At 70.7% G+C, this 21,652-nt stretch carries 16 protein-coding genes and 1 tRNA gene; 11 read left to right on the top strand and 6 right to left on the bottom strand.

Annotation, left to right across the window (positions count from 1 at the left end):
* Window positions 1–12: 12 nt before the first annotated feature.
* Window positions 13–726, bottom strand: coding sequence for a hypothetical protein (locus tag FM105_RS06970; protein ID WP_256970274.1), 714 nt, complete (start codon window positions 724–726; stop codon window positions 13–15).
* 122 nt (window positions 727–848) lie between these two features.
* Between FM105_RS06970 and FM105_RS06965 the strand changes: the two genes are divergently transcribed.
* Entirely contained in the window at window positions 849–2,531 is a 1,683-nt protein-coding gene (locus FM105_RS06965) for a class I SAM-dependent methyltransferase (protein ID WP_256970273.1), read from the top strand.
* 105 nt (window positions 2,532–2,636) lie between these two features.
* The gene (topA, locus tag FM105_RS06960; RefSeq protein ID WP_087006685.1) at window positions 2,637–5,453 is read left to right on the top strand and encodes a type I DNA topoisomerase; all 2,817 of its coding nucleotides are present in this window, start codon (window positions 2,637–2,639) and stop codon (window positions 5,451–5,453) included.
* A gap of 156 nt (window positions 5,454–5,609) precedes the next feature.
* Here topA and FM105_RS06955 read toward each other — a convergent pair whose 3' ends face one another.
* Entirely contained in the window at window positions 5,610–6,296 is a 687-nt protein-coding gene (locus FM105_RS06955) for a lipoate--protein ligase family protein (protein WP_256970285.1), read from the bottom strand.
* 177 nt (window positions 6,297–6,473) lie between these two features.
* Here FM105_RS06955 and tmk point away from each other — a divergent pair, with 177 nt between their 5' ends.
* Both tmk and FM105_RS06945 read left to right on the top strand, forming a co-directional pair.
* Complete coding sequence (gene tmk / locus FM105_RS14910) at window positions 6,474–9,323, top strand: dTMP kinase (protein ID WP_256970272.1); 2,850 nt, start codon at window positions 6,474–6,476, stop codon at window positions 9,321–9,323.
* Complete coding sequence (locus tag FM105_RS06945; RefSeq protein WP_087006683.1) at window positions 9,320–10,468, top strand: DNA polymerase III subunit delta'; 1,149 nt, start codon at window positions 9,320–9,322, stop codon at window positions 10,466–10,468. The genes tmk and FM105_RS06945 overlap by 4 nt, the downstream gene beginning before the upstream one ends.
* Here the strand turns inward: FM105_RS06945 and FM105_RS06940 are convergent.
* Window positions 10,458–11,666, bottom strand: a complete 1,209-nt coding sequence (locus tag FM105_RS06940) for a M20 family metallopeptidase (protein ID WP_087006681.1) — start codon at window positions 11,664–11,666, stop codon at window positions 10,458–10,460. The genes FM105_RS06945 and FM105_RS06940 overlap by 11 nt on opposite strands.
* A gap of 46 nt (window positions 11,667–11,712) precedes the next feature.
* Complete coding sequence (locus tag FM105_RS06935) at window positions 11,713–12,333, bottom strand: LysE/ArgO family amino acid transporter (RefSeq protein ID WP_087006802.1); 621 nt, start codon at window positions 12,331–12,333, stop codon at window positions 11,713–11,715.
* Window positions 12,334–12,419: 86 nt separating this feature from the next.
* On the opposite strand from FM105_RS06935, the gene FM105_RS06930 reads away from it, so the two are divergent.
* From FM105_RS06930 to FM105_RS06915, 4 genes are all read left to right on the top strand, one after another.
* The gene (locus FM105_RS06930) at window positions 12,420–13,319 is read left to right on the top strand and encodes an ArgP/LysG family DNA-binding transcriptional regulator (RefSeq protein WP_087006680.1); all 900 of its coding nucleotides are present in this window, start codon (window positions 12,420–12,422) and stop codon (window positions 13,317–13,319) included.
* A 36-nt stretch (window positions 13,320–13,355) separates the two neighbouring features.
* A tRNA-Thr gene (locus FM105_RS06925) sits at window positions 13,356–13,428 on the top strand.
* Between the two features lie 139 nt (window positions 13,429–13,567).
* Window positions 13,568–14,473, top strand: a complete 906-nt coding sequence (locus FM105_RS06920) for a universal stress protein (protein ID WP_087006678.1) — start codon at window positions 13,568–13,570, stop codon at window positions 14,471–14,473.
* Window positions 14,470–15,129: an NUDIX hydrolase gene (locus FM105_RS06915; protein WP_087006676.1), complete on the top strand. Its 660-nt coding sequence runs from the start codon at window positions 14,470–14,472 to the stop codon at window positions 15,127–15,129. The genes FM105_RS06920 and FM105_RS06915 overlap by 4 nt, the downstream gene beginning before the upstream one ends.
* A gap of 50 nt (window positions 15,130–15,179) precedes the next feature.
* On the opposite strand, the gene mobA is transcribed toward FM105_RS06915, so the two are convergent.
* Entirely contained in the window at window positions 15,180–15,812 is a 633-nt protein-coding gene (mobA, locus tag FM105_RS06910) for a molybdenum cofactor guanylyltransferase (RefSeq protein WP_087006674.1), read from the bottom strand.
* A 114-nt stretch (window positions 15,813–15,926) separates the two neighbouring features.
* Window positions 15,927–16,583: a TetR/AcrR family transcriptional regulator gene (locus FM105_RS06905; RefSeq protein WP_087006672.1), complete on the bottom strand. Its 657-nt coding sequence runs from the start codon at window positions 16,581–16,583 to the stop codon at window positions 15,927–15,929.
* A gap of 152 nt (window positions 16,584–16,735) precedes the next feature.
* Between FM105_RS06905 and FM105_RS06900 the strand changes: the two genes are divergently transcribed.
* From FM105_RS06900 to FM105_RS06890, 3 genes are read left to right on the top strand one after another with little or no spacing between them, the layout of a single operon-like run.
* Window positions 16,736–18,346, top strand: coding sequence for a carboxyl transferase domain-containing protein (locus FM105_RS06900; protein WP_087006670.1), 1,611 nt, complete (start codon window positions 16,736–16,738; stop codon window positions 18,344–18,346).
* 5 nt (window positions 18,347–18,351) lie between these two features.
* Window positions 18,352–20,388, top strand: coding sequence for an acetyl/propionyl/methylcrotonyl-CoA carboxylase subunit alpha (locus FM105_RS06895; RefSeq protein WP_087006668.1), 2,037 nt, complete (start codon window positions 18,352–18,354; stop codon window positions 20,386–20,388).
* 38 nt (window positions 20,389–20,426) lie between these two features.
* Window positions 20,427–21,599, top strand: coding sequence for an acyl-CoA dehydrogenase family protein (locus FM105_RS06890; protein ID WP_087006666.1), 1,173 nt, complete (start codon window positions 20,427–20,429; stop codon window positions 21,597–21,599).
* The last annotated feature ends 53 nt before the right edge of the window (window positions 21,600–21,652 follow it).

Raw genomic sequence — 21,652 nt, 5'->3', positions numbered from 1 at the left:
TCGTCCGAGTCTTCAGGCGTGGACGCGGATGCGCACCGGGGGACCGCGGTCCAGCCGCGTCGAGCGGACGACGCCCAGCGGTGCGGGAGTGTCCGCCTCGCACCCGGCACCCGGGCGCAGGCGCGGCGGCGCGACCCACGTGGTGTGCGTGAGCAGACGACGGAGCGGGGCCCACGCGCTCCCGAGCATGCGCAGCAGTTCCACGAGCGCCCGCAGGACGACTTCGGAGCGGTACAGCACTGCGACCGTCACGAGTGCGGCGACGATGTGGGCCACGGTCATCGCGGCACCGTTGTGCGCGGCGTGGTCGCCCGCTCCCGATCCCACGATCGAAGCGGCGAAACCAGGCGGCACACCGCCCACGTGATTCGCATGGAGGGCGAGCTGCGCCGCTGAAGAGCCTGCGGCCTCAGCGGAGGTCGCCGTGCCCGCAGTGGGGACGCTCGAGGCCGCCGTGCCGAAGATCCAGTGGAAGAGGGTCTGGCTGATGCCCACGGACGCGCTCAGCCGGAGCAATGACAGCTTCCGACCGCCCAGGACGACGCACACGAAGACCGCGAGGAGGAGCGGGACCCCGACGCCCAGGAGTGTGGGGGACTGGCCGCCGCCCGCGACGTGGGAGAACAGCGCGACGAAGGTCGCGAAGGCACCGGCGGCGACTCCGCGCAGCAGGCGAGTGTGGTGCGCCCGCGAATCGTCGAAGACGGGGGCGTCGGTGCTGGGCATCACACTCATCCTCGCAGGTCTTCTGCGGCCCATCGGCACCGGCCGGGGTCCGGACACTTCTGCTCACGACGCGGACGGAACGGGCCGGCGGGCAGACGACGACACGCCCCTACGATGGTCGGGTGACTTCTCTTCCGCCCGTCCCGGTGCTCCCGGCGGCGACCCTCGAACGGCTCGCCACGGCGCTCACTCGCGCGCGCTATTCCCCCGCCGCCCTGCGCGGGCTGTGGGGGACGGACGCCGACGCCGCACTCGACGCGAACGATCCGGCCCCCGCCCGCCGGCACTGCCTGCGCCTTCTCGGTGTGACGGCTGCCGCCGAAGGAGAGACCGCTGCCGAGGCTGCCCCCGAGGCCGAGGCGGTGCCCGCCCGCGACCGCGCGCTCGCTGTGATCGCGCTCCTCTTCCTCCTGGACACCCCCGTCGAGGAGGACGACGCGACCGCGGCACTGGGCGACGACCTGGTCGAAGCGCTGCGCACCGGAGGACTCCTGGTGAGCGGGAGTGAGGAGAGCCCGGGCCCGATCCGCTCCGTCCTCGCCCTCACCGCTCACCCGCTGCCGCTGGGCGTGCCCCGCGGACTGGCGCCGGGCGACGACACGCTCCTCCTCTTCGCGGACCACGGCACCCTCACCCGCCCGGACGCCCTCGACGGTGACTACGTCCTGGGCTACGGCGGCGCCGGACGGACCCTCCTCGACCTCACCCCGCGCGGTCCCGTCTCACTCGCGGCGGACATCGGGACCGGATGCGGGATCCAAGCGGTCCTCCTGGCGCGCCACGCGGACCGCGTGATCGCGACCGACCTCTCGCAGCGCGCGCTCGCCATCGCCCGCCTCACCGTGGGACTCGCGGGAGCCGCGGATCGAGTCGAATTCCGTCACGGATCGCTCTTCGAGCCCCTGCCGGAGGCAGTCGACCTGCTCGTCTCCAACCCGCCGTTCGTCATCACTCCGAGGTCGAACGTGTCGCAGGCGACGTCGGAGTCCAGCTCCTACGGCTACCGCTCCTACGGCTACCGCGACGGCGGACTCACCGGAGACGCGATCATGCGAGCGATGGTGTCCGGATCCCCCGAGCACCTGCGGGACGACGGCACCGCCGTCATGCTCGGCAACTGGGAGCACGGGGCGGACCGCGAGCCGCCCACAGCCTGGGTGGGCGGCGACGGGGACGCGCGCGGGACCTCGGCGACGGTGATCGAACGGCAGCGCATGCGCCCCGGGGCGTACGCGCGGACGTGGATCCGCGACGGCGGCGTCGCCCGGGCGACGGCCCGCTGGCACGCGGACGTCGACCGCTGGCTCACCGACCTGGAGGCGCGCGGCGTCGAGGAGGTGGGATTCGGCTGGGTCGTGCTGCACCGCGCGGCCTCGGCCGATGACGCTGTGCGCGACTTCGCGCAGATCGAATCCGGACCGGGATCGAACCCTGCAGGGCTCGCCGCCTTCCTCTCCACCCGCATCGGGCTGCTCGAGTGGCTGCACGAGGCCGATGACGCGGAGCTGATCGGCACCGCCTACCAGCTGGCACCCGACGTCACCGAGCACCGACACCTGCGCCCGGGCGCGGACGACCCCACGATGATCACCATCGAACAGGGCGGCGGACTCGCACAGACCTTCCAGGCCGATCCCGCGCTCGCAGGATTCCTGGGAGTCTGCGACGGGACGCTCACGATGGGGCAGATCTCCGCCGCGCTCGCCCAGCTGCTGAGCGTCGACGAGGCGGCCCTCACCGCCCAGCTCCTCGACCAGGTCCGCACCCTCGTCCCGGCGGGAGTGATCGTCCCAGTGACGGACTGACAGGAATACGCAGTGGTCGGCTGGTGCTACATTGTCCACACATCCGACCGCGGAACGATTCGCCGTGCCCGAAAGCATGCGGATGAGAGCAGGTGAAAGGAATCCATGGCCGCTACCACCACCCCCCGCAGACTCGTCATCGTCGAGTCGCCGACCAAAGCCCGCACGATCGTGGGGTATCTGGGGGACGGCTATGACGTCACAGCCTCCGTCGGCCACATCCGCGACCTCCCGCAGCCGTCGGAGCTGCCCGCGGACATGAAGAAGGGCCCGTACGGACGGTTCGCCGTCGACGTGGACTCGGACTTCACTCCGTACTATCGGGTCGATCCGGACAAGAAGAAGAAGGTCACGGAGCTCAAGTCGCTCCTCAAGGACGCCGACGAGCTCTACCTCGCAACGGATGAGGACCGCGAGGGCGAAGCCATCGCGTGGCACCTGCTCGAGGTGCTCAAGCCGAAGGTCCCCGTCAAGCGGATGGTGTTCCACGAGATCACCCGCGAGGCCATCGAGCGTGCGCTGGAGAACACCCGCGAACTCGATGTGGACCTCGTCGACGCGCAGGAGACCCGCCGCATCCTCGACCGCCTCTATGGCTACGAGGTGTCGCCGGTCCTGTGGCGCAAGGTCCGCGCGGGACTGTCCGCCGGCCGCGTCCAGTCCGTCGCGACCCGCCTGGTCGTCGAGCGGGAGCGCGAGCGCATGGCATTCGTGTCCGCGGACTACTGGGATCTGGACGTCGAACTCGCCGAGGCCGCGGGCGGCACCGCCTTCAAGGCACGGCTGGACTCGGTCGACGGCACGAAGGTCGCATCCGGCCGTGACTTCGACGACCGCGGTCAGCTGAAGAGCACGTCGAAGGCCGTCGTGCTGGGCGAGCCGCAGGCCACATCGCTCGCAGCGGCGCTGACGGGCCCCTCGCAGAAGGCGCTGTCCGTCACCTCGCTGGAGACGAAGCCGTACACGCGGCGCCCGGCTGCTCCGTTCACCACGTCGACCCTCCAGCAGGAGGCGGGCCGCAAGCTGCGGATGTCGGCGCGCCAGGCGATGCGCGTCGCGCAGTCCCTGTACGAGAACGGCTACATCACCTACATGCGTACGGACTCCACCCAGCTGTCCGGCCAGGCGATCTCCGCCGCCCGCCGGCAGATCGGGGAGCTGTACGGGGCGGACTACGTGCCCGGCAAGCCGCGCATGTACGGGGCGAAGGCGAAGGCCGCCCAGGAGGCGCACGAGGCGATCCGCCCCTCCGGCGATTCCTTCCGCACACCCGCGCAGGTGTCCGGTGCACTGAGCGGCGATGACTTCCGCCTCTACGAGCTCATCTGGAAGCGCACCGTGGCCTCGCAGATGGCCGATGCCAAGGGCTCGACCGCGACGATGAAGATCGGCGCGGACCTGGCCCCGGCCTCGGCGGAACTGGCAGGAGGGGGCTGGGAGACGGCTCCTGCGAACGCCGGCTTCACGACCTCGGGCACGGTCATCACCTTCCGCGGCTTCCTCGCGGCGTACGAGGAGGGCCGCGACACCGAGCGCTACTCGGAGTCCGGCAAGGACGGGGAGTCCCGGCTGCCGGACGTCAAGGAGGGCGACGGGATCGCCGTCGAGCGCGCGGAGGCCGACGGCCACACCACCGCACCGCCGCCGCGCTTCACGGAGGCGAGCCTCGTCAAGCGCCTCGAGGAGCTGGGGATCGGTCGCCCGTCGACCTACGCGGCGACGATCTCGACCATCCAGGACCGCGGATACGTGACCAACCGCGGCAACGCACTGGTCCCCAGCTGGGTGGCGTTCTCCGTCACCCGACTGCTCGAGGAGCACTTCGGCGGCCTGGTCGACTACCAGTTCACCGCCGACCTCGAGGGGGACCTCGACGAGATCGCGGGCGGTCGCGAGGACCGCACGCAGTGGCTCCACGACTTCTACTTCGGCGGCGAGGGCGAAGGCGTGAAGCCGGGCCTCAAGACCGTCGTCGACGACCTGGGCGACATCGACGCACGAGAGATCAACACCGTGCCGATCGCAGAGGGCATCGAACTGCGCGTGGGCCGCTACGGCCCCTACCTCGAGATCGCTCCGGAGAAGGAGGGCGACGCACCGGGCCGCGTGTCCGTGCCGGATGACCTCGCACCGGACGAACTGACCGAGGCCGCCGCCCGCGAACTCATCCGCACGCAGGGCACCGGCGACCGCGAACTGGGCGTCGACCCGGACACCGGCCACACGATCGTCGCGAAGTCCGGCCGGTTCGGCCCCTACGTGACAGAGGTGCTGCCGGAGCCGGAGGAGAAGCCCAAGCGGGGCGCCAAGAAGCCCAAGCCGCGCACGGCCTCGCTCTTCAAGTCGATGGAGCCCACGACGGTGACGCTGGAGCAGGCGCTGCGCCTGCTGACGCTGCCCCGCACCGTGGGCGAGGACGCCGAAGGCACGCCCATCACCGCGCAGAACGGCCGGTACGGCCCCTACCTGAAGAAGGGGACGGACTCCCGGTCACTGGAGCGGGAGGAGCAGATCTTCGGGATCACGCTCGAGGAGGCGCTCGAGATCTACTCGAAGCCCAAGCAGCGCCGCGGCGCGCAGGCGGCCCCGCCGCTCAAGGAGCTGGGCGAGGACCCGGAGTCGAAGAAGCCGGTCGTCGTGAAGGACGGGCGATTCGGCCCGTACGTCACGGACGGCACGACGAACGCGACTCTCCGCAAGGACGACTCCGTGGACGGCATCACTGAGACGCGGGCGTACGAGCTGCTGGCGGAGAAGCGGGCGAAGGGACCGGCGAAGAAGCGCACGACGACGCGGAAGACGACCGCTTCCAAGACGACGGCCGCGAAGAAGCCGGCTGCCAAGAAGCCGGCGGCGAAGACCACGGCTGCGAAGAAGACGACCACTGCGGCGAAGAAGACGACGACGCCGAAGACCCCGTGAACGTCTGACCGCACGCGGGGCTGAGCGTTCCAGCCGGCCCGCGTGACCGAGTCTGAGTCATCGAGCCCGCGTGATCGAGAGGGTGGATTTCTGCACTGAGAAGCGCAGAGACCCACCCTCTCGACGCGTGTGAGCAGTCAGAGGAGAGCGTGGCCGTCAGAGGAGGTGCGCGTCGACGAATCCGCGTGCGGCCTCGGCGTCCGTGGGGGTGAGCGTGCCCGGGACCAGCTCGTACTCGCGTGCGTACGCGGCGAGGAGTGCCTCTTCCACCGCGTCTGCCGTCACGTCCGGATGGAGCTCCGAGATGGCCCCGCCCGTCCGGGGCTCCCACACGAGACCCAGCGCCGCCTGCACGTCCGTGAGGACCGCACGGATGGGGTCCGGGTCCTCCACGATGATCGACGACGAGAAGAGCCAGGCCCCGCCCACCACGCGCTGCGCCGTGCCGATCGCCTTGATCTCGCCGCCCACGTTCACACTGTGCTCGCCGGGGCAGTACTCGCCGGGGATCTCGCCCATGCGCGCATCGATGCCGATGTCCCGCAGTGCGGCGGCGTACATCTCGCCGAACCGCACGAACCGGTCCTGCGTCTGGGTGAGGAACTCCCGCGTCGGCTCGATGTGATCGATGACGATGCTGCCCGGATGGTAGGCGGCGGCCCGTCCGCCCAGCGTGCGCAGCGCGGGGGTGAAGCCGTGTGAGCGAGCCGCCTCGATCGCAGGCCGGAAGCCGTCGAGGAACCGATCCCGCGCACCGAAGGCGACAGTGGGGGAGGGCCGATAGATCCGCAGGGTCGGACCGCGGTCGCCGTCGCGGACCGCGTTGAGCAGTGCCCGCGCCATCGCGAGGTCCGTGAGCGCGTCGCCCGGTCCGTGCCGCAGGACCGTGAGCTCAGGACGGGCGCCCCCGCCGAGGTCCCCTGCCGTCTCGTCGTTCGTCTCGTTCCGCACGTCCCCAGAGTAGTCTCGTCCGATCAGATCTCCCGAGTCGTGTCAGTGGCCGCGGGTAAGGTGTGGCCTGTGAACGACGTCGGATCCCCGCCTCCCGCCTCTCCCGCATCGCAGCCCGCACAGTCGCAGGGCGCCCGCCCTTCGGCGGGTCGTCCCCGGACTGATGTCATGGGCGTCTTCATCGTGGAGGTCGGTGCGTGGCTGACGATGCTGTCCGCCGCGGCGCTGAGCTTCGCCGTCGCGGGCGCCTACGGCGTCACAGCCTTCCTCGATCCGGCCGCCATGGCGGACATCCACACGCTCACAGGCGAAGAGGGCTTCTCCTCCCGGCCGGCGGTGCTGCTGTACGCGGCGGTGATCGCCGCAGGTGTGGCCGGCATGTTCGTGCCGCAGGAGAAGCTCCAGGGGAAGGTTTCCCTGCGCGTGGCGCTCATCGCCTCCGTGGTGATCGCGGGACTCGCGATCACTCAGCTGTTTACCGTCTCCGCGATCCTGGGCGTCTTCGTGGGCCTGGGCGTGGGCGCCGCCCTGGCGGCCGTCCTGAGCCTGGTCGCGGGAACGCGGGTGAAGCCGTGGCGCAGTGCGGGCGTCGCCGCGGCCGTCATGCTCTGCGCCTCGTACGCGGCGCAGCTGGTCGGCGGGACCGCTGGCGGACACGAGGCGCTGCGCTGGCTCCTGCTCCTGGGCAGCCTCGTCATGCTCGCCGGAGTCATCGTGCTCCTCACGCAGAAGTCCGATCAGGGCGTGCGACTGCCGGACACCGGCGCGCACGTGCTGGATCGCAGCACCGCACGGCCCGGGACTCCGGTGACCAGCGCGTGGCCCTGCCATCTGCTGTTCGGCGTGCTGGGCGCGGTCGGTATCCTCGCCCAGCCCTCCATCGCGGATCTGGGCTTCGGCCAGGCGGGGATGTCGGTCATCCTCTGCGCGGTGCTGCTGGGGTGGGCCGTCGGCTTCGAGACGGGACCCGACTTCGCACCCGGTATGACGCGCACCCGGCTCACCTCCTTCTCCCTCATCGCAGCGGGCGTCTTCACCGTCTCCGCCGGTGTGCTCGTGGAGCTGTCCGGCAAGGCCGTGCTGTCCGGCGGCGTCGCGTTCCTCGTGGGCCTGGGCGTCCGCTCCCAGCGCTACCGGTTCTCGCGGCGGATCGGCGCGGTCGTCGGCATGGCCGTCGCGATTCTCGTCACCGCGGTCGGCTTCACGGCAGAGGTCCCGCTGAGCTCCGTCGCGTCGTGGGACATCCTTCCCGCTGACCTGGCCTACGTCCTGATCGGCACCGTCGCACTTATCGGCGGCATCATCTCGCTCTTCACGTTCGGGCCCACTGGGATCAGCGGGATCGGCATCGACATCATCCACGCCTTCCGCCGCCCGGCGGCGACCGGTGACGCCGCGATGCGGGGTGCGGGCGCGGCAGATGCGCGTGCGGCCGGTGTGGAGACCGCTGCAGGTGCGGACTCAGCCGTCACCGACCCGCACGGTACGGGCGCAGCGGATGCGCGTGCGGCAGCCGGGGACGCTCCGACCGGGACCGCGACGGCAGCACACGCCCCGACCGGTCCTGCCGCCGGAGGGGGCGGCGCGCAGCCCCTGGCTGCGGCACTGGCCACGGCTCCGGATACGGCTCCGAATGCTGCGGACGGGTCTGCGGGATCATCCGGCTCGTTCCACGCCGGCGGTCTGTTCATCGCGATCGAGGGCGGAGACGGCACCGGCAAGTCCACGCAGATCCACCTCCTCGCAGATGCGCTGCGCGACCAGGGGCACGGCGAAGTCGTCACGACCCGGGAACCCGGCGGCACGGCCGCCGGCACGCTGCTGCGCTCCGTGGTGCTCGACGGAGACGGCGTCACGCCCCGGGCGGAAGCGCTCGTATTCGCAGCGGACCGCGCCCACCACGTCGCGTCACTCGTGAGACCCATCGTCGATCGCGGCGGCATCGTCATCACGGACCGCTACATCGATTCCTCCCGCGCGTACCAGGCGGCGGGCCGCGATCTGGGAGACGACGAGATCGTCGCGCTGTCGACGTGGGCGACCGAAGGGATGCGCCCCGACCTCACGATCATCCTCGATGCGAACCCAGCAGTGACCCGTCAGCGGACCACTGTCCGCGGCGAGGAGAACCATCTCGATGCGCTCGACCATGAGTTCCACTCGACCGTGCGCAGATCGTTCCTCGACTACGCGGCGGCCGCTCCGGACCGCTACGTCGTCATCGACGCGGGCCGTGACATCGACACCATCGCGGCACACGTACTCCGGGCAGTCGAGCAGAGACTCGCGCAGAGGCAGTCGGGCACCGACGCCCGACAGCATGCAGCGGACGACCAGGTCACGGTGGCGCGGCCCGCTCCGACCGCCGCTCCCCACGTGGAAGAGAGCCCGGCAGTCGGGGATCGACCGGTGGGAGCCTCGGCAGTCGCCGAGGACCCGGTCATCGAGATTCCGGTCGCCCGGGATCCGGCGGGAGCCGCCCCGGCCAGTGCGAACACGGCGGGTGCGAACACGGCGGGAGCCGCGCCGGAGGGTGAGAACCCGGTGGGATCCTCCTCGGTCTCTGAGGGTCCAGTTCCCGGGGCCCCGTTTGTCGATCCTCCGGTTGTCGAGGACCCGGTTGTCGAGGATCCGGTCACCGAGGTGCGTCCTCGTCCCGGATTCGTCCCGGCTGCGGCCGACGATCCCGTCACGGAGGTCCGTCCCGCTCCCGTCGTCGACGATTCGGAGGCTCCGACCACGGTCCAGCCGGCCGTCCCGTCCTCGGAGGGATCATTCCGGTCTGGACTCTCGCCCTCCCGGGAGACCAGCAGGGAACGTCTGCGGGCCCAGGCGGAGATCGAGCGCCAGGCGCGTGAGCGGCTCCGGGCCCAGCACGGCCACGATCGCCGCGACCCGGGCGCACCGGGACGACGATGAGCGTCTGGAACGAACTGGTCGGCCAGGAGCGCGCAGTCGACCAGCTGGCACGGGCTGCCGCGGCGGGCAGCACCGCGATGACCCACGCGTGGCTCCTCACGGGGCCACCGGGCTCCGGCCGTTCGAACGCAGCACGCGCCTTCGCCGCCGCACTCCTCACACCGGACGCGGGCGACAGCGATTCGCCGGAGGCCCAGCGAGCACTGCGCGGCATCCACGAATCCATGACGGTGCTGTCGACGCAGAAGTCGCTCATCTCGATCGACGAGGTGCGCGCGCTCGTCGCGACCGCCCATCAGGGACCGGTGAACGCGGACTGGCGGGTCGTCATCATCGAGGACGCCGACCGCATGGCGGAGAGGACCTCGAACGTCCTCCTCAAGGCCATCGAGGAGCCTCCGCCCTCCACGGTCTGGATCCTCTGCGCCCCCAGTCCGGAAGACGTCCTCACGACGATCCGATCGCGGTGCCGCAACGTGAACCTCCGCATCCCCAGTCCGGACGCGGTCGCACAGCTGCTGCGCGACCGCGACGGTGCGGATGCGGACACGGCCCGCTGGGCGGCGCATGCGGCGCAGAGCCACATCGGGCGCGCCCGTCGCCTCGTGACGTCGCCGAACGCGCGGTCGGAGCGGACCTTCATCCTCGACATCCCCCGTCACCTGACCTCCGTCGGATCGACCATCCGGATCGCCGCGCGCATCGTCGACGTGGCGAAGGACAGGGCGAAGGCGCGCACGGAGGAGCGCAACGCGCAGGAGAAGGAGCAGCTCCTGCGCACACTGGGCATCGAGGCCGGGGGCAAGATCCCACCCAGTGCGCGCAGTCAGATCCGCCGCCTCGAAGAGGAGCAGAAGCGCCGCGACGTCCGCGCGCGCAATGACGAGCTCGACTCGATCTTCATCGAGCTGCTCTCCCTGTACCGCGATGTGCTGGCCGCTCAGCTGGGCGCGGACACCGGGACGATCAACGTCGACGAGGACGAGCGGATCGGCAGGCTCGCGGCAGAGGGCGATTCGACCGCGACCCTCAAGAGGATCGACGTGCTGCGCCAGGCGCGGGAACGCTTGGCGACCAACATGGCGTCGGCTCTCGTCGTCGAGGCAGCCTTCGTCGGCCTGTCGAACCCGTGGATCACGGACTGACGCGGCGCAGGCTGGCGCGCCGCTGTCTGACGCGGCGCAGGCGGCCGTCCGCCGCCGGTCGCGCGACCGGGTCCCGCAGCAGCGAGTCGACCAGTGATGCCGTGAGTTCGACGCGCCGGGGGATCCACGACAGCAGTGCGTGCTCGTCGTCCGCATGGGACCCGCCGCCCACCGTGCCCAGACCGTCGAGCGTCGGTGTGCCCACTCCCGCCGTGAAGTTCGCGTCCGACCCTCCGCCCACACGGATCACCTCCAGCGGCGGATGACCGAGCGCCGCTGCGATCTCACGGGCGCGCTCGAAGAGGTCTGCGGCGAACCGCTCCTCCAGCGGAGGCCGGTTGATGCCGCCGTGCAGGATCAGCTCTGCCTCGGGGTGCACCGAGCGGAGTCCGCGCAGTTCGCGGTCCACGCGCTCCTGCTCCGCGACGGTGATGGCACGGGAGTCGACGCCGACGGTGGCACCGGCCGGCACCGTGTTCGTCGTCGTCCCCGACTGCATGACCGCGGGCACGACCGTCGTGCTCCCGTCCGGGGTGCCGATCCGGTCGATCGCGAGGACCTGGTGGGAGACCTCGACGGTCGCGTTCACCCCGCGGTCCGGCTCGACTCCCGCATGGGCGGCGCGACCGACGACCTCGAGCTCATAGATCGCGACGCCCTTGCGCGCGACCTTCACCTGGCCGGCAGGACCGCCGGATTCGAAGACGAGCACCGCCTCCGCGTCGCGGGACAGCTCCTCGATGAGCGGTCGCGACGTGGGGGAGCCCAGCTCTTCGTCCGCAGTGATGAGGACGCTGACTCCATCGAGCTGCTCCTCGCCCGCGTGGCGCAGCAGCGCCCCCAGTGCGTGGAGCGCGATGAGGATCCCGCCCTTCATGTCGTCGGTGCCGGGTCCGCTGACCGCATCGCCGTCGACGGACCATGGGATGGATGCGAGGGTTCCGCGCGGCCAGACCGTGTCGTGATGGCCCAGCAGCAGGACGCGCCGCGGGCCGGTGCCGACCTGGAAGTGGACGTGTGGGAACCCCTCGATCGTGCGGATGTGGGGGCGGATGCCCGTGATCTGCTCGCCGATCTCCGCGATGAGTCTGGCGCTCGCGGCGAGGGACCGCGGATCGTTCGACGGCGACTCGCATTCGACGAGGGTCCGGAACTGGGTGAGGAACGTCTGGGCCCTCTCCTGGGGGAAGTCGATCACTCTGTTCCACACCTCTGATCGTCGGGGTCGGTCTGTGTGGTCGAGATTACGCGAAGGCGAGCTTTGCGGCGATCATCAGCATGACCGCGGCGATCGCCACGTCGATGACCCGCCACACCCGCGGGCTGCGCAGCGACGGGGCCAGCAGATGAGCTCCCCACCCCAGCGCCGCGAACCACACGAGCGAACCGAGCATCGCGCCACCGGAGAAGACCCAGCGGAGCTCGTGCTGGTTCGCCACGGTGCCGAGCATGACGACTGTGTCGAGGTACACGTGCGGGTTGAGGAACGTGAGCGCCGCCGTGGCCGCTGCGACGGAGACTGCGGACGGCTTGTCCTGGGCTGTCGCCCCGCTCGCGGTCGTGGTGAGCGCTTCGGGGCCGCCGAACGCGGACCGGATACTCGTCCAGGCGAACCACACGAGGTAGACGACGCCTCCCCAGCGCATGATCTCCACGATCCACGGCGCGTGCTCGAACACGATGCCGATCCCCGCGGTCCCGAGTGCGATGAGAGCGACGTCCGCGACCACGCAGACGAGCACGACGACGGCGACCCGTTCACGGCGGATGCCCTGGCGCAGGACGAATGCGTTCTGCGGGCCGATGGCGATGATCAGCCCGACCCCCGTGAGGAAGCCGGTGGTGAGGAGCGTGAGGACAGGCATGAGTCGAAAGTACGCCGCGCGGCCCGTGAAGGCCATATGGATGGCCTTCACGTGGTTAAGGTGGGCTTCATGATCGGGAGAGTCTCATGAGAACCGATGCCCCCAGCCTCGTGCAGCTGGCGGCGCTCGTCGCCGTCGTCGACGAGGGCGGCTTCGACGCCGCCGGTTACGCGCTGGGCGTGAGCACGTCCGCGGTCTCCCAGCGGATCCGGGCGCTGGAGTCGACGATGGGCCACGTACTGGTGGCGCGCTCCACGCCTCCTCGCGTGACCTCCGCCGGCGAGGCGGTGCTCGCCACTGCGCGGCAGGTCGTCGCGCTGGTCGGCTCCCTCACCCCCGCCGCCGAGGCCCCCAGCAGATCCGCGCTGCCGATCGCCGTCGGTGCGGACGCGCTGGGAACCTGGCTGTCCGGAGCCATCGAGCAGGCTGCGGACTGGGACGACGTCGTCCTGCGGGTGAGCGTCGAGGACCAGGACGTCGGTCACCAGGCGCTGGCCCGCGGGGATGTGCTCGGAGCCCTCAGCTCCCTGCCCACCGCGCAGACGGGCTGCACGGCCACGCCGCTGGGGAAGATGCGCTATGTCCCGGTCGTCTCGCAGAAGCTGGCGGCGCGCCATCTCGACGCCGCCGGACACCTCGACCTCACGACCTGTCCGGTGCTGACGTTCGGCGCGGCGGACGAGCTCCAGCACAGGGTCCTGCGCGCGTGGTGCGAGGAGCACGACGCGGAGGCGAACCCGCCGACCCATATGATCGGGGCTCAGGACGGATTCGTGACGGGACTGCGCGCGGGCCTGGGGTGGGGATGCATCCACGAACTGCTCCTGGGCGCTCTCCCCGACGTCGGGGACCTCGTGCGGATCCCAGGACTGCCCATGCTCGACGTGGATCTCCACTGGCACCGCTGGGCGACGGAACTGCCCGTGCTGGACCGGTTCAGCACGGCCGTCGAAGCCGCCGCGGCCCGGGCTCTGCGCCCGTTTTGACCTCGTCGCAGAGATGGGGATAAGCTCTTCCGCGTTGCCTCCTTAGCTCAGTCGGTAGAGCGTTTCACTCGTAATGAAAAGGTCGTCGGTTCGATTCCGACAGGAGGCTCGGTCCGGAAGCCCTGTCATCGCGCGGTGACAGGGCTTCCGTCGTTCGGTCCCCATCGTCCCGACACGCGACAGGGCACTGCCGGAGCGCGTCGTCCTTCACTACCATCGAGGGAGCACCCGGATCTGAAGGAGGCGCTGTGCAGCTGAGCGGAGACGTGATCGTCGGAGTCGACGGTTCTGACCAGAGTGCGGAAGCCGCCGCGTGGGCCCTCAAGGAGCTGCGCGGCACCCGCCGTGCCCTCCGGCTCATCCATGTCATCACCCCCGCGCACCTGGAGATCGACGACGAGGTCGAACTCCAGGAGGCCGGCCGGACGGTGCTCACGGGACTCGCAGACCGACTCGGCGACCTCGATGCCGCCCACCCGGACGGCGCCTCGGGCACGGAGATCCTCACCGAGGTCATCGTCGGCGACGCCGGCGAGGAGCTCGCGATGCGAGCGGGGGATGCCGGACTGCTGGTGCTCGGACGGCACGGCGCGGGGACGGTCAACAGCAGGCGGATCGGGACGGTCAGCTTCGGGCTGCCCGGTCATGCGCTCAGCACCGTCCTGGTGCACACGGTGCGCGACGGCAGTGAGTTCGACGATCCCGGCCAGCACCCCAGCATCGCGCGCGGTGGGGCGACGGGCGGCGTCGTGGTGGGGCTCGACACCTCGGAGTACGCCGGAGTGGCGGCGCTGGACGCAGCATCACTGGCTGTGGCGAGCGGATGGCCGCTGCGCGTGCTCGTGGGCGTGGACGCACTGGGTGACCGGGCCGATGCGGAAGCCCGGGCCCAGGCCGATCTCGCCTGGCTGCGCGAGGCGTTCCCGGACCTCGACGCGGACATCGAGTTCCCCTCGGGGGACCCCGCGCAGATGCTCATCGACGCGTCGAAGGCGGCGGACATCGTCGTCGTCGGCAAGCGCGGCAGGGGAGTCTTCGCTGCGATGACCTCACAGCTGGGTCGCACGAGCTCAGCGGTGCTGACCGATGCGGATGCGAGCGTCCTCCTCGTCCCCTACCGCCGCGACCCGCGCCTGAGCGCACGGTCCGCGTGAGCAGCGCGCCCCTCACGGATTTCCCCCGCCCCTCGCTCGCGGTCGACACGGCGACCTTCACCGTCACGGGCCGCGGCCTGGAGATCGTGCTCGTGCAGGAGGACGTCGGGTTCGCCCTGCCGGGCACGTTCGTCCACGAGCGGGAGCGTCTCCACGATGCCGTGCTGCGGAGCCTGCGCCACAAGGCGGGAATCACGGGCCGTGAACCGGAGCAGCTCAAGGTCTTCGACGATCCGGATCGCGACCCGCGGGGATGGGTCGTCACCGTGGCCCACCTTGACGTGGTGCCCGGATCCGTCGTGGCGGAGGGCCTGCGCGGTGGGAGCATCACGCTCGCACCCGTGGGAGAGGTCGAAGCCGACGGGGGCGTGCGGCTGCCGTACGACCATCCGAGGGTGTTCGTCGAAGCGCTGCGGCGAGTCCGGGAAGCGTATGCGGAGTACCCCGATCCCTGGGGGCTCCTGCCCGCGTCCTTCAGTCTGGGCGACCTCCAGGCCCTGCACGAGTCCGTGGCCGGTGAGGATCTGCCGCGCGACACGTTCCGGCGGGCGATGAAGCGGCACCTTGAGAGCACGGGAGAACTCACGGACGGGCGCCGAGGTCGTCCCTCGCGTCTCTACCGGCACCCGCCCGGCCTGCCGACCCGCAAGACCTGAGCCTCACGCCCCGGAGCCTCGGAGCCTCGGAGCCTCGGAGCCCCTGCCGTTCAGAACGGTGGCGGTGGTGCGCTTCCCGTGATCCTGCGATAGTCATCCGGCGTATCGAGATCATCCGTGCTCGCGGCGCTGACCGGCACGCGAATCGACGCGACGCCCTCCCACAGCAGACGGACGGGCTTGCCGGCGGCGTGGCCGATGTCGTGCAGACGTCCGCGCAGAAGCCCTTCCGGCCACGCAGCGAACAGGGGTTGGAACCGCCCCGAGGCATCTTCGCCGCCCACTGCCCTCCCGGCTCGGGACGAGGCGGCGACCAACCGGTCGAGGTCTGCTGGATCCAGGTACGGCACGTCACCGGCGAGCAGGAGGATGGTCGACTCACCGGGGGCCATGCCGGCCAGTGCCGCGGCGATGCCCGCCAGGGGGCCGCCGAACCGAGGCGATTCGACGACTGAACGGACGGTCGCCCGGCCGGCGTCGTCCAGGCCGTCGAGCGGTCCGGCGACCCAGACCTCGGCGGTGGGGTCGAACGCTCGCACGGACGCGAGGACCCGGGTGAGAACAGGTGAGCCGCTCACCGCGACCCCGGGTTTGTGCACCCCGCCGAACCGCCGCGACCGGCCGCCTGTCAGGATCACCGCCCGCACAGCGGTGCTCGGAGCCCCGAAGCCTCGAACGTCCATGCTCCGAGCGTAGGCGACGTGTCTCGACGCCGAGGAGTCCGCTCTTCTCGGAACTGCTGCCCGGGCCAGCAGTCTCGGACCCGGCGATCCAGGAGGCCGGCACGGCGGAGAGCTTCAGTCTCGCTCCACCCCGAGCGCGGACCTCGCCGCGGCTCGCAGCTGGGTCGCGACGACCTCTGCGGGCAGCCGCCTGCTGAGGTGCGGCGTCGAGTTCACCATGCCGAAGAGCGCGTGGACGCGGACCGTCGCCTCCTGCTCGGACAGCTCCGGACCGCTGGATTGCACGACGCCGGCCCAGGCCGTGACGTACTGGCGCTGCAGCCTGCGCACGCTGCGACGCTCGGCGTCGGGCAGGGAGTCGAGGTCGCGGTCCTGGATGCGGATGAGCTCGGGCTCCGTGAGCGCGAAGTCCACGTGGAAGTCGATGAGGTCGCTCAGGGTCTGCGAGGGAGAACCTCCCGCCGCGATGATCCGCTCACCGCCTGTGTGCAGGTACTCGGAGATGCCGACGAGCAGCTCGGTGAGCACGGCCTCCTTCGATTCGAAGTGCCGGTAGACGGCGGGCCCGGACACTCCAGCGCCCTGCCCGATGTCGCCCAGGCGGACCGCGCGGAACCCGTAGCGCGCGAACAGGTGCTTCGCGGAGCCCAGCAGCTGCCGGCGGCGCTCCGCCTTCGCGGCCTCGCGGCTGTTCGCCTGGACCGCCGGTGCTCCAGTCCGGGCCGGGGGGCTCGTTGCGTCCTCGGAGTGGCTCTCTGTGCGCCTTGTCACGTCGGCTCCTTCCGGGCTATCATCACATCAGTTAATCATTGTTAACTGAGTGTGTCGATGACGCCGTCGCTCTGGACCTGCTGGGTCTGCCGGGCTTGCTGGGCCTGCTGGAACCGCGCGGACGTCGCCCACACCTGATTCGGAGGAGACTCATGCGTTCCATCGGCTCGCCGGTCGATCCGCAGACTTCACCCCACACCCAGGCGCACGCGCAGCTGCTCGAGGAACTCCGGCAGCGCACCGCGAAGACCGCACTGGGCGGGTCGGAGTCCTCGCGGCAGAGGCACCTGGACCGCGGCAAGCTGCTGCCGCGCGATCGCGTGGAGGGGCTGCTGGACCCCGGCAGCCCGTTCCTCGAGTTCTCCGCCCTGGCGGCGAACGGGATGTACGACGACGCGTCGCCCGGCGCCGGCATCATCACCGGCATGGGGCTGATCTCCGGCAGGCTCTGCGTCATCGTCGCGAACGACGCCACCGTCAAGGGCGGCACGTACTACCCCGCGACGGTGAAGAAGCACCTGCGGGCGCAGGAGATCGCGCAGCAGAACAACCTGCCGTGCCTCTACCTCGTGGACTCCGGCGGCGCGAACCTCCCCAACCAGGACGACGTGTTCCCGGACCGCGACCACTTCGGTCGCATCTTCTACAATCAGGCGACGCTGTCCGCCGCGGGCATCCCGCAGCTGGCGGCGGTCATGGGCTCCTGCACCGCAGGCGGCGCCTACGTGCCGGCGATGGCCGACGAATCGGTCATCGTGAACGATCAGGGCACGATCTTCCTGGGCGGGCCCCCGCTCGTGAAGGCCGCGACCGGAGAGGTCGTCACGGCGGAGGAGCTGGGCGGCGGCGCGCTGCACTCCCGCACCTCCGGCGTCACGGACCACCTCGCGGCGAACGACGAGCACGCACTGGAGATCCTCCGCGACATCGTCGAGACCTTCGGCCCCCGTCACGCCCCGGCATGGGATCGCGCGGAGCCGGAGGCGCCCGCCCACGATCCGGATGAGATCACCGCGGTCGTCCCCGTCGACTCGAAGGTCCCCTACGACGTGCGGGAAGTCATCGCCCGCATCGTCGACGCCTCGGAGTTCCACGAGTTCAAGGCCGAGTACGGCACCAGCCTCGTCACGGGATTCGCCCGCATCGACGGGCACCCCGTGGGCATCATCGCGAACAACGGCATCCTCTTCGGGGAGTCCGCGATGAAGGGCGCGCACTTCATCGAGCTGTGCGACCAGCGCTCCACCCCGCTCGTGTTCCTGCAGAACATCTCCGGCTTCATGGTCGGACGCGACTACGAGGCCGCCGGCATCGCGAAGCACGGCGCGAAGATGGTCAACGCCGTCGCGACGGCGCGCGTCCCGAAGTTCACCGTCGTGATCGGCGGCAGCTTCGGCGCCGGCAACTACTCGATGTGCGGCCGCGCCTATTCGCCGCGCTTCCTCTGGATGTGGCCCAACGCGCGCATCTCCGTCATGGGCGGTGAGCAGGCCGCGAGCGTGCTCGCGACCGTGAAGCGCGACCAGCTCGAGGGCCGCGGCGAAGAGTGGCCCGCAGAGGCCGAGGAGTCCTTCAAGGACCCCATCCGCCAGCAGTACGAGGACCAGGGCAACCCCTACTACTCGACCGCCCGACTCTGGGACGACGGCATCATCGATCCCGCCGACACCCGCCGCGTGCTCGCGCTCGCCCTCGAAGCCGCACGCTTCTCCCCGCTCGAACGACCGCTGGCCGCATCCGGCTACGGCGTCTTCAGGATGTGAGGCACATGTTCACCAGGATCCTCATCGCCAACCGCGGCGAGATCGCCCTGCGCGTCATCCGCTCCTGCCGGCGGATGGGCATCGAGACGGTCGCCGTCTACTCCGATGCAGACGCCGAGGCGGCACACACGAAGGCCGCGGACCTCGTCTTCCGGCTGGGTCCGGCCCTGGCCGCCCAGTCCTACCTCGACATCGAGCGCGTCGTCGCGGCGGTCAAGGCCACGGGCGCTCAGGCCGTCCACCCGGGCTATGGCTTCCTCTCCGAGAACGCCGCGTTCGCGCGCCGGCTCGAGGAGGAGGGCATCGTCTTCCTCGGTCCCACCGCCGCGTCCATCGACATCATGGGCGACAAGATCTCCGCGAAGCAGGCCGTCGCGGCACGCGGCGTGCCGCTGGTGCCCGGCGTCGCAGAGCCCGGACTCACGGACGAGCAGCTCATCGCCCGCGCCGACGAGGTGGGCTTCCCCGTCCTCGTGAAGCCGTCCGCCGGCGGCGGCGGCAAGGGGATGCGCGAGGTCCATGACCCCGCGGACCTGGCTGAGGCGCTCGCCTCCGCCCGCCGCGAGGCAGCGAGCAGCTTCGGCGACGACACCCTCTTCCTCGAGCGCCTGGTGCTCACCCCGCGCCACATCGAGGTGCAGGTGCTCGCCGATGAGCACGGGAACGTCATCCATCTGGGGGAGCGCGAGTGCTCCCTGCAGCGCCGCCACCAGAAGGTCATCGAGGAGGCGCCCAGCGCTCTGCTCGATGAGACCACCCGCGCCCGCATCGGCCAGGCCGCCGTCGACACCGCGAAGTCCGTCGACTACCGCGGTGCCGGCACGGTCGAGTTCATCGTGTCCGCGGACGATCCGGACGAGTTCTTCTTCATGGAGATGAACACCCGCCTCCAGGTCGAGCACCCGGTCACGGAGCAGGTCACGGGCGTGGACCTCGTCGAATGGCAGCTGCGGATCGGCGCCGGTGAGCAGCTGGCCCTGGCACAGGACGACATCACGCTGACCGGCCATTCGATCGAGGCCCGCATCTACGCGGAGGACCCGGCTCGCGGCTTCCTGCCGACGGGCGGCACCGCGCTGGACGTCTCCTTCCCCACGGGGGAGGGCATCCGCGTGGACGCCGGACTGGAGCCGGGACAACGGATCGTGAGCGACTACGACCCGATGATTGCGAAGCTCATCGTCACGGCCCGGGACCGGCAGGAGGCCGTCGCGCTCATGCGCACCGCGCTGGCCGGTTCCGCGGTGCCGGGCATCGTCACGAACATCGGCTTCCTCCAGACGCTCATGGAGATGCCGGAGGTCGTCGCGGGCGATCTGCACACGGGCCTCATCGACGCGATGACGGAGGACGACCTCGCCGAGGCCGTCGACCCCGCTGCGCTGCAGCTCGCCGCCGCACACGTCACCACCGCCGAGGCTCGGCGCGCGACCGACTCCCACATCGCGGGCGAGCCGGTCGGCATGTGGGCCGATGGCAGCGGGTGGCGCAGCGCCGCAGCGGCCCGGACCATCGTCCCGCTCGTCCACCGCGGAGAGCGCCACGACGTGGAGTTCGACCATCCGACGGTGCGCACGCTCGGCCCCGCCGCGGTCCGCAGCGGTGCCGCGACCGGCTCTGGCGTGGGGGCCTCGGGCGCGGGCGCCGCCCTCCGGCTCACGCTGGACGGCGAGCAGGTCACGGGACGCGTGTGGGCCTCGGCGGACGGTCGCACCTTGTGGGTGCGCACGAACGGGGGGCTGGCACAGCTCACCCGCCCGCAGGCGGACACCGCGATCGGTGCGGCGGCCGCCGGGGCCGAGGTCCTGGCCCCCATGCCGGGCTCCGTCACCGGCATCCGCGCCGAGGACGGGGAGACCGTCGTGACGGGGCAGCCGGTCGTCGTCGTCGAGGCGATGAAGATGGAGCACGTGCTGACCGCGCCCGCGGACGGCGTCGTGCAGCTGAGCACCGTGGCCGGCGCGCAGGTGGCGCTGGACGAGGTGCTGGCCGTCATCGTCCCGGAGGCCGAGGGCGACGCAGCGCAGGGCACCCAGGACTGAGCGAGCACTTGACCGCAATGACTCATGGAGGAGACACGATGACGACGTTCGTTCCGGGCATGCTGCCCGACGAGTACGAGACCCTGCGACGGACCGTCGCGCAGTTCACGGACGATGAGGTCGCGCCGGTGAGCGCGGAGCTCGATGCCAAGCACGAGTTCCCCTACGCGCTCGTCGAGCAGATGGGCGACATGGGCCTGTTCGGCCTGCCGTTCCCCGAGGAGTACGGCGGCATGGGCGGCGACTACTTCGCCCTGTGCCTGGCTCTGGAGGAGATCGCGCGGGAGAACCAGTCGCTCGCGATGACGCTGGAGGCGGGGGTGTCGCTGGGCGCGATGCCGGTCTTCCGCTTCGGCACGGAGGAGCAGAAGGCTCAGCTGCTGCCGCAGGTCATCGACGGCCGCGGGCTCGCCGCGTTCGGCCTCACGGAGGCCGAGGCGGGATCCGACGCGGGCGGCACGAAGACGAAGGCGGTCCTGGAGGACGGCGAATGGGTGGTGAACGGGTCGAAGTCGTTCATCACGAATTCGGGCACCGACATCACGAAGTTCGTCACCGCCACCGCTGTGACGGGCACGCGGACGGGTCGTGACGGGTCGCAGAAGCCGGAGATCTCCACGATCATCATCCCGAACGGGACGCCGGGCTTCACCGAGGAGCCCGCCTACGACAAGGTGGGCTGGAACTCGTCGGACACCCACCCGCTCACGTTCGAGGGCGTGCGTGTGCCGGAGGCCAACCTCCTGGGCGAGCGGGGCCGCGGGTACGCGAACTTCCTGCGGATCCTCGATGAGGGCCGCATCGCGATCGCCGCGGTGTCCGTGGGCGCGGCCCAGGGCTGCGTGGACGCCAGTGTGAAGTACGCCAAGGAGCGCACGACGTTCGGGAAGCCGATCGGCGACTACCAGGGCATCAGCTTCAAGATCGCCCGCATGGAGGCGCGCGTGCAGGCGGCGCGCGCCGCCTACTATGCGGCGGCGTCGAAGATGGAGTCCGGCCTGCCGTTCAAGAAGGAGGCGGCCATTGCGAAGATGGTGGCGTCCGAGGCGGCGATGGACAACGCGCGCGACGCCACGCAGGTGCACGGCGGCTACGGCTTCATGAACGAATACCTGGTGGCCCGCCACTACCGCGACTCGAAGATCCTGGAGATCGGCGAGGGGACCACGGAGGTCCAGCTCATGCTCATCGCCCGCGACCTGGGACTCTGAGCGCAGCGGCACTGCGGATGCCCGCGATCGGTCGGGGATTCCCGGACGGTCGC

The organism is Brevibacterium yomogidense, from assembly GCF_900163715.1.
Taxonomy (GTDB): Bacteria; Actinomycetota; Actinomycetes; order Actinomycetales; family Brevibacteriaceae; genus Brevibacterium; species Brevibacterium yomogidense_A.
Note: the sequence above shows the minus strand (reverse complement) of the source record. Positions and strands in the feature narration are given on the sequence as shown.

What these genes read in the sequence shown, in the direction of transcription:
- FM105_RS06970 (WP_256970274.1), bottom strand. Translation starts at nt 726, where the DNA reads ATGCCCAGCACCGACGCCCCCGTCTTCGACGATTCGCGGGCGCACCAC.
- topA (WP_087006685.1), top strand. Translation starts at nt 2,637, where the DNA reads ATGGCCGCTACCACCACCCCCCGCAGACTCGTCATCGTCGAGTCGCCG.
- FM105_RS06955 (WP_256970285.1), bottom strand. Translation starts at nt 6,296, where the DNA reads ATGGCGCGGGCACTGCTCAACGCGGTCCGCGACGGCGACCGCGGTCCG.
- FM105_RS06945 (WP_087006683.1), top strand. Translation starts at nt 9,320, where the DNA reads ATGAGCGTCTGGAACGAACTGGTCGGCCAGGAGCGCGCAGTCGACCAG.
- FM105_RS06935 (WP_087006802.1), bottom strand. Translation starts at nt 12,333, where the DNA reads ATGCCTGTCCTCACGCTCCTCACCACCGGCTTCCTCACGGGGGTCGGG.
- FM105_RS06930 (WP_087006680.1), top strand. Translation starts at nt 12,420, where the DNA reads ATGAGAACCGATGCCCCCAGCCTCGTGCAGCTGGCGGCGCTCGTCGCC.
- mobA (WP_087006674.1), bottom strand. Translation starts at nt 15,812, where the DNA reads ATGGACGTTCGAGGCTTCGGGGCTCCGAGCACCGCTGTGCGGGCGGTG.
- FM105_RS06900 (WP_087006670.1), top strand. Translation starts at nt 16,736, where the DNA reads ATGCGTTCCATCGGCTCGCCGGTCGATCCGCAGACTTCACCCCACACC.
- FM105_RS06895 (WP_087006668.1), top strand. Translation starts at nt 18,352, where the DNA reads ATGTTCACCAGGATCCTCATCGCCAACCGCGGCGAGATCGCCCTGCGC.
- FM105_RS06890 (WP_087006666.1), top strand. Translation starts at nt 20,427, where the DNA reads ATGACGACGTTCGTTCCGGGCATGCTGCCCGACGAGTACGAGACCCTG.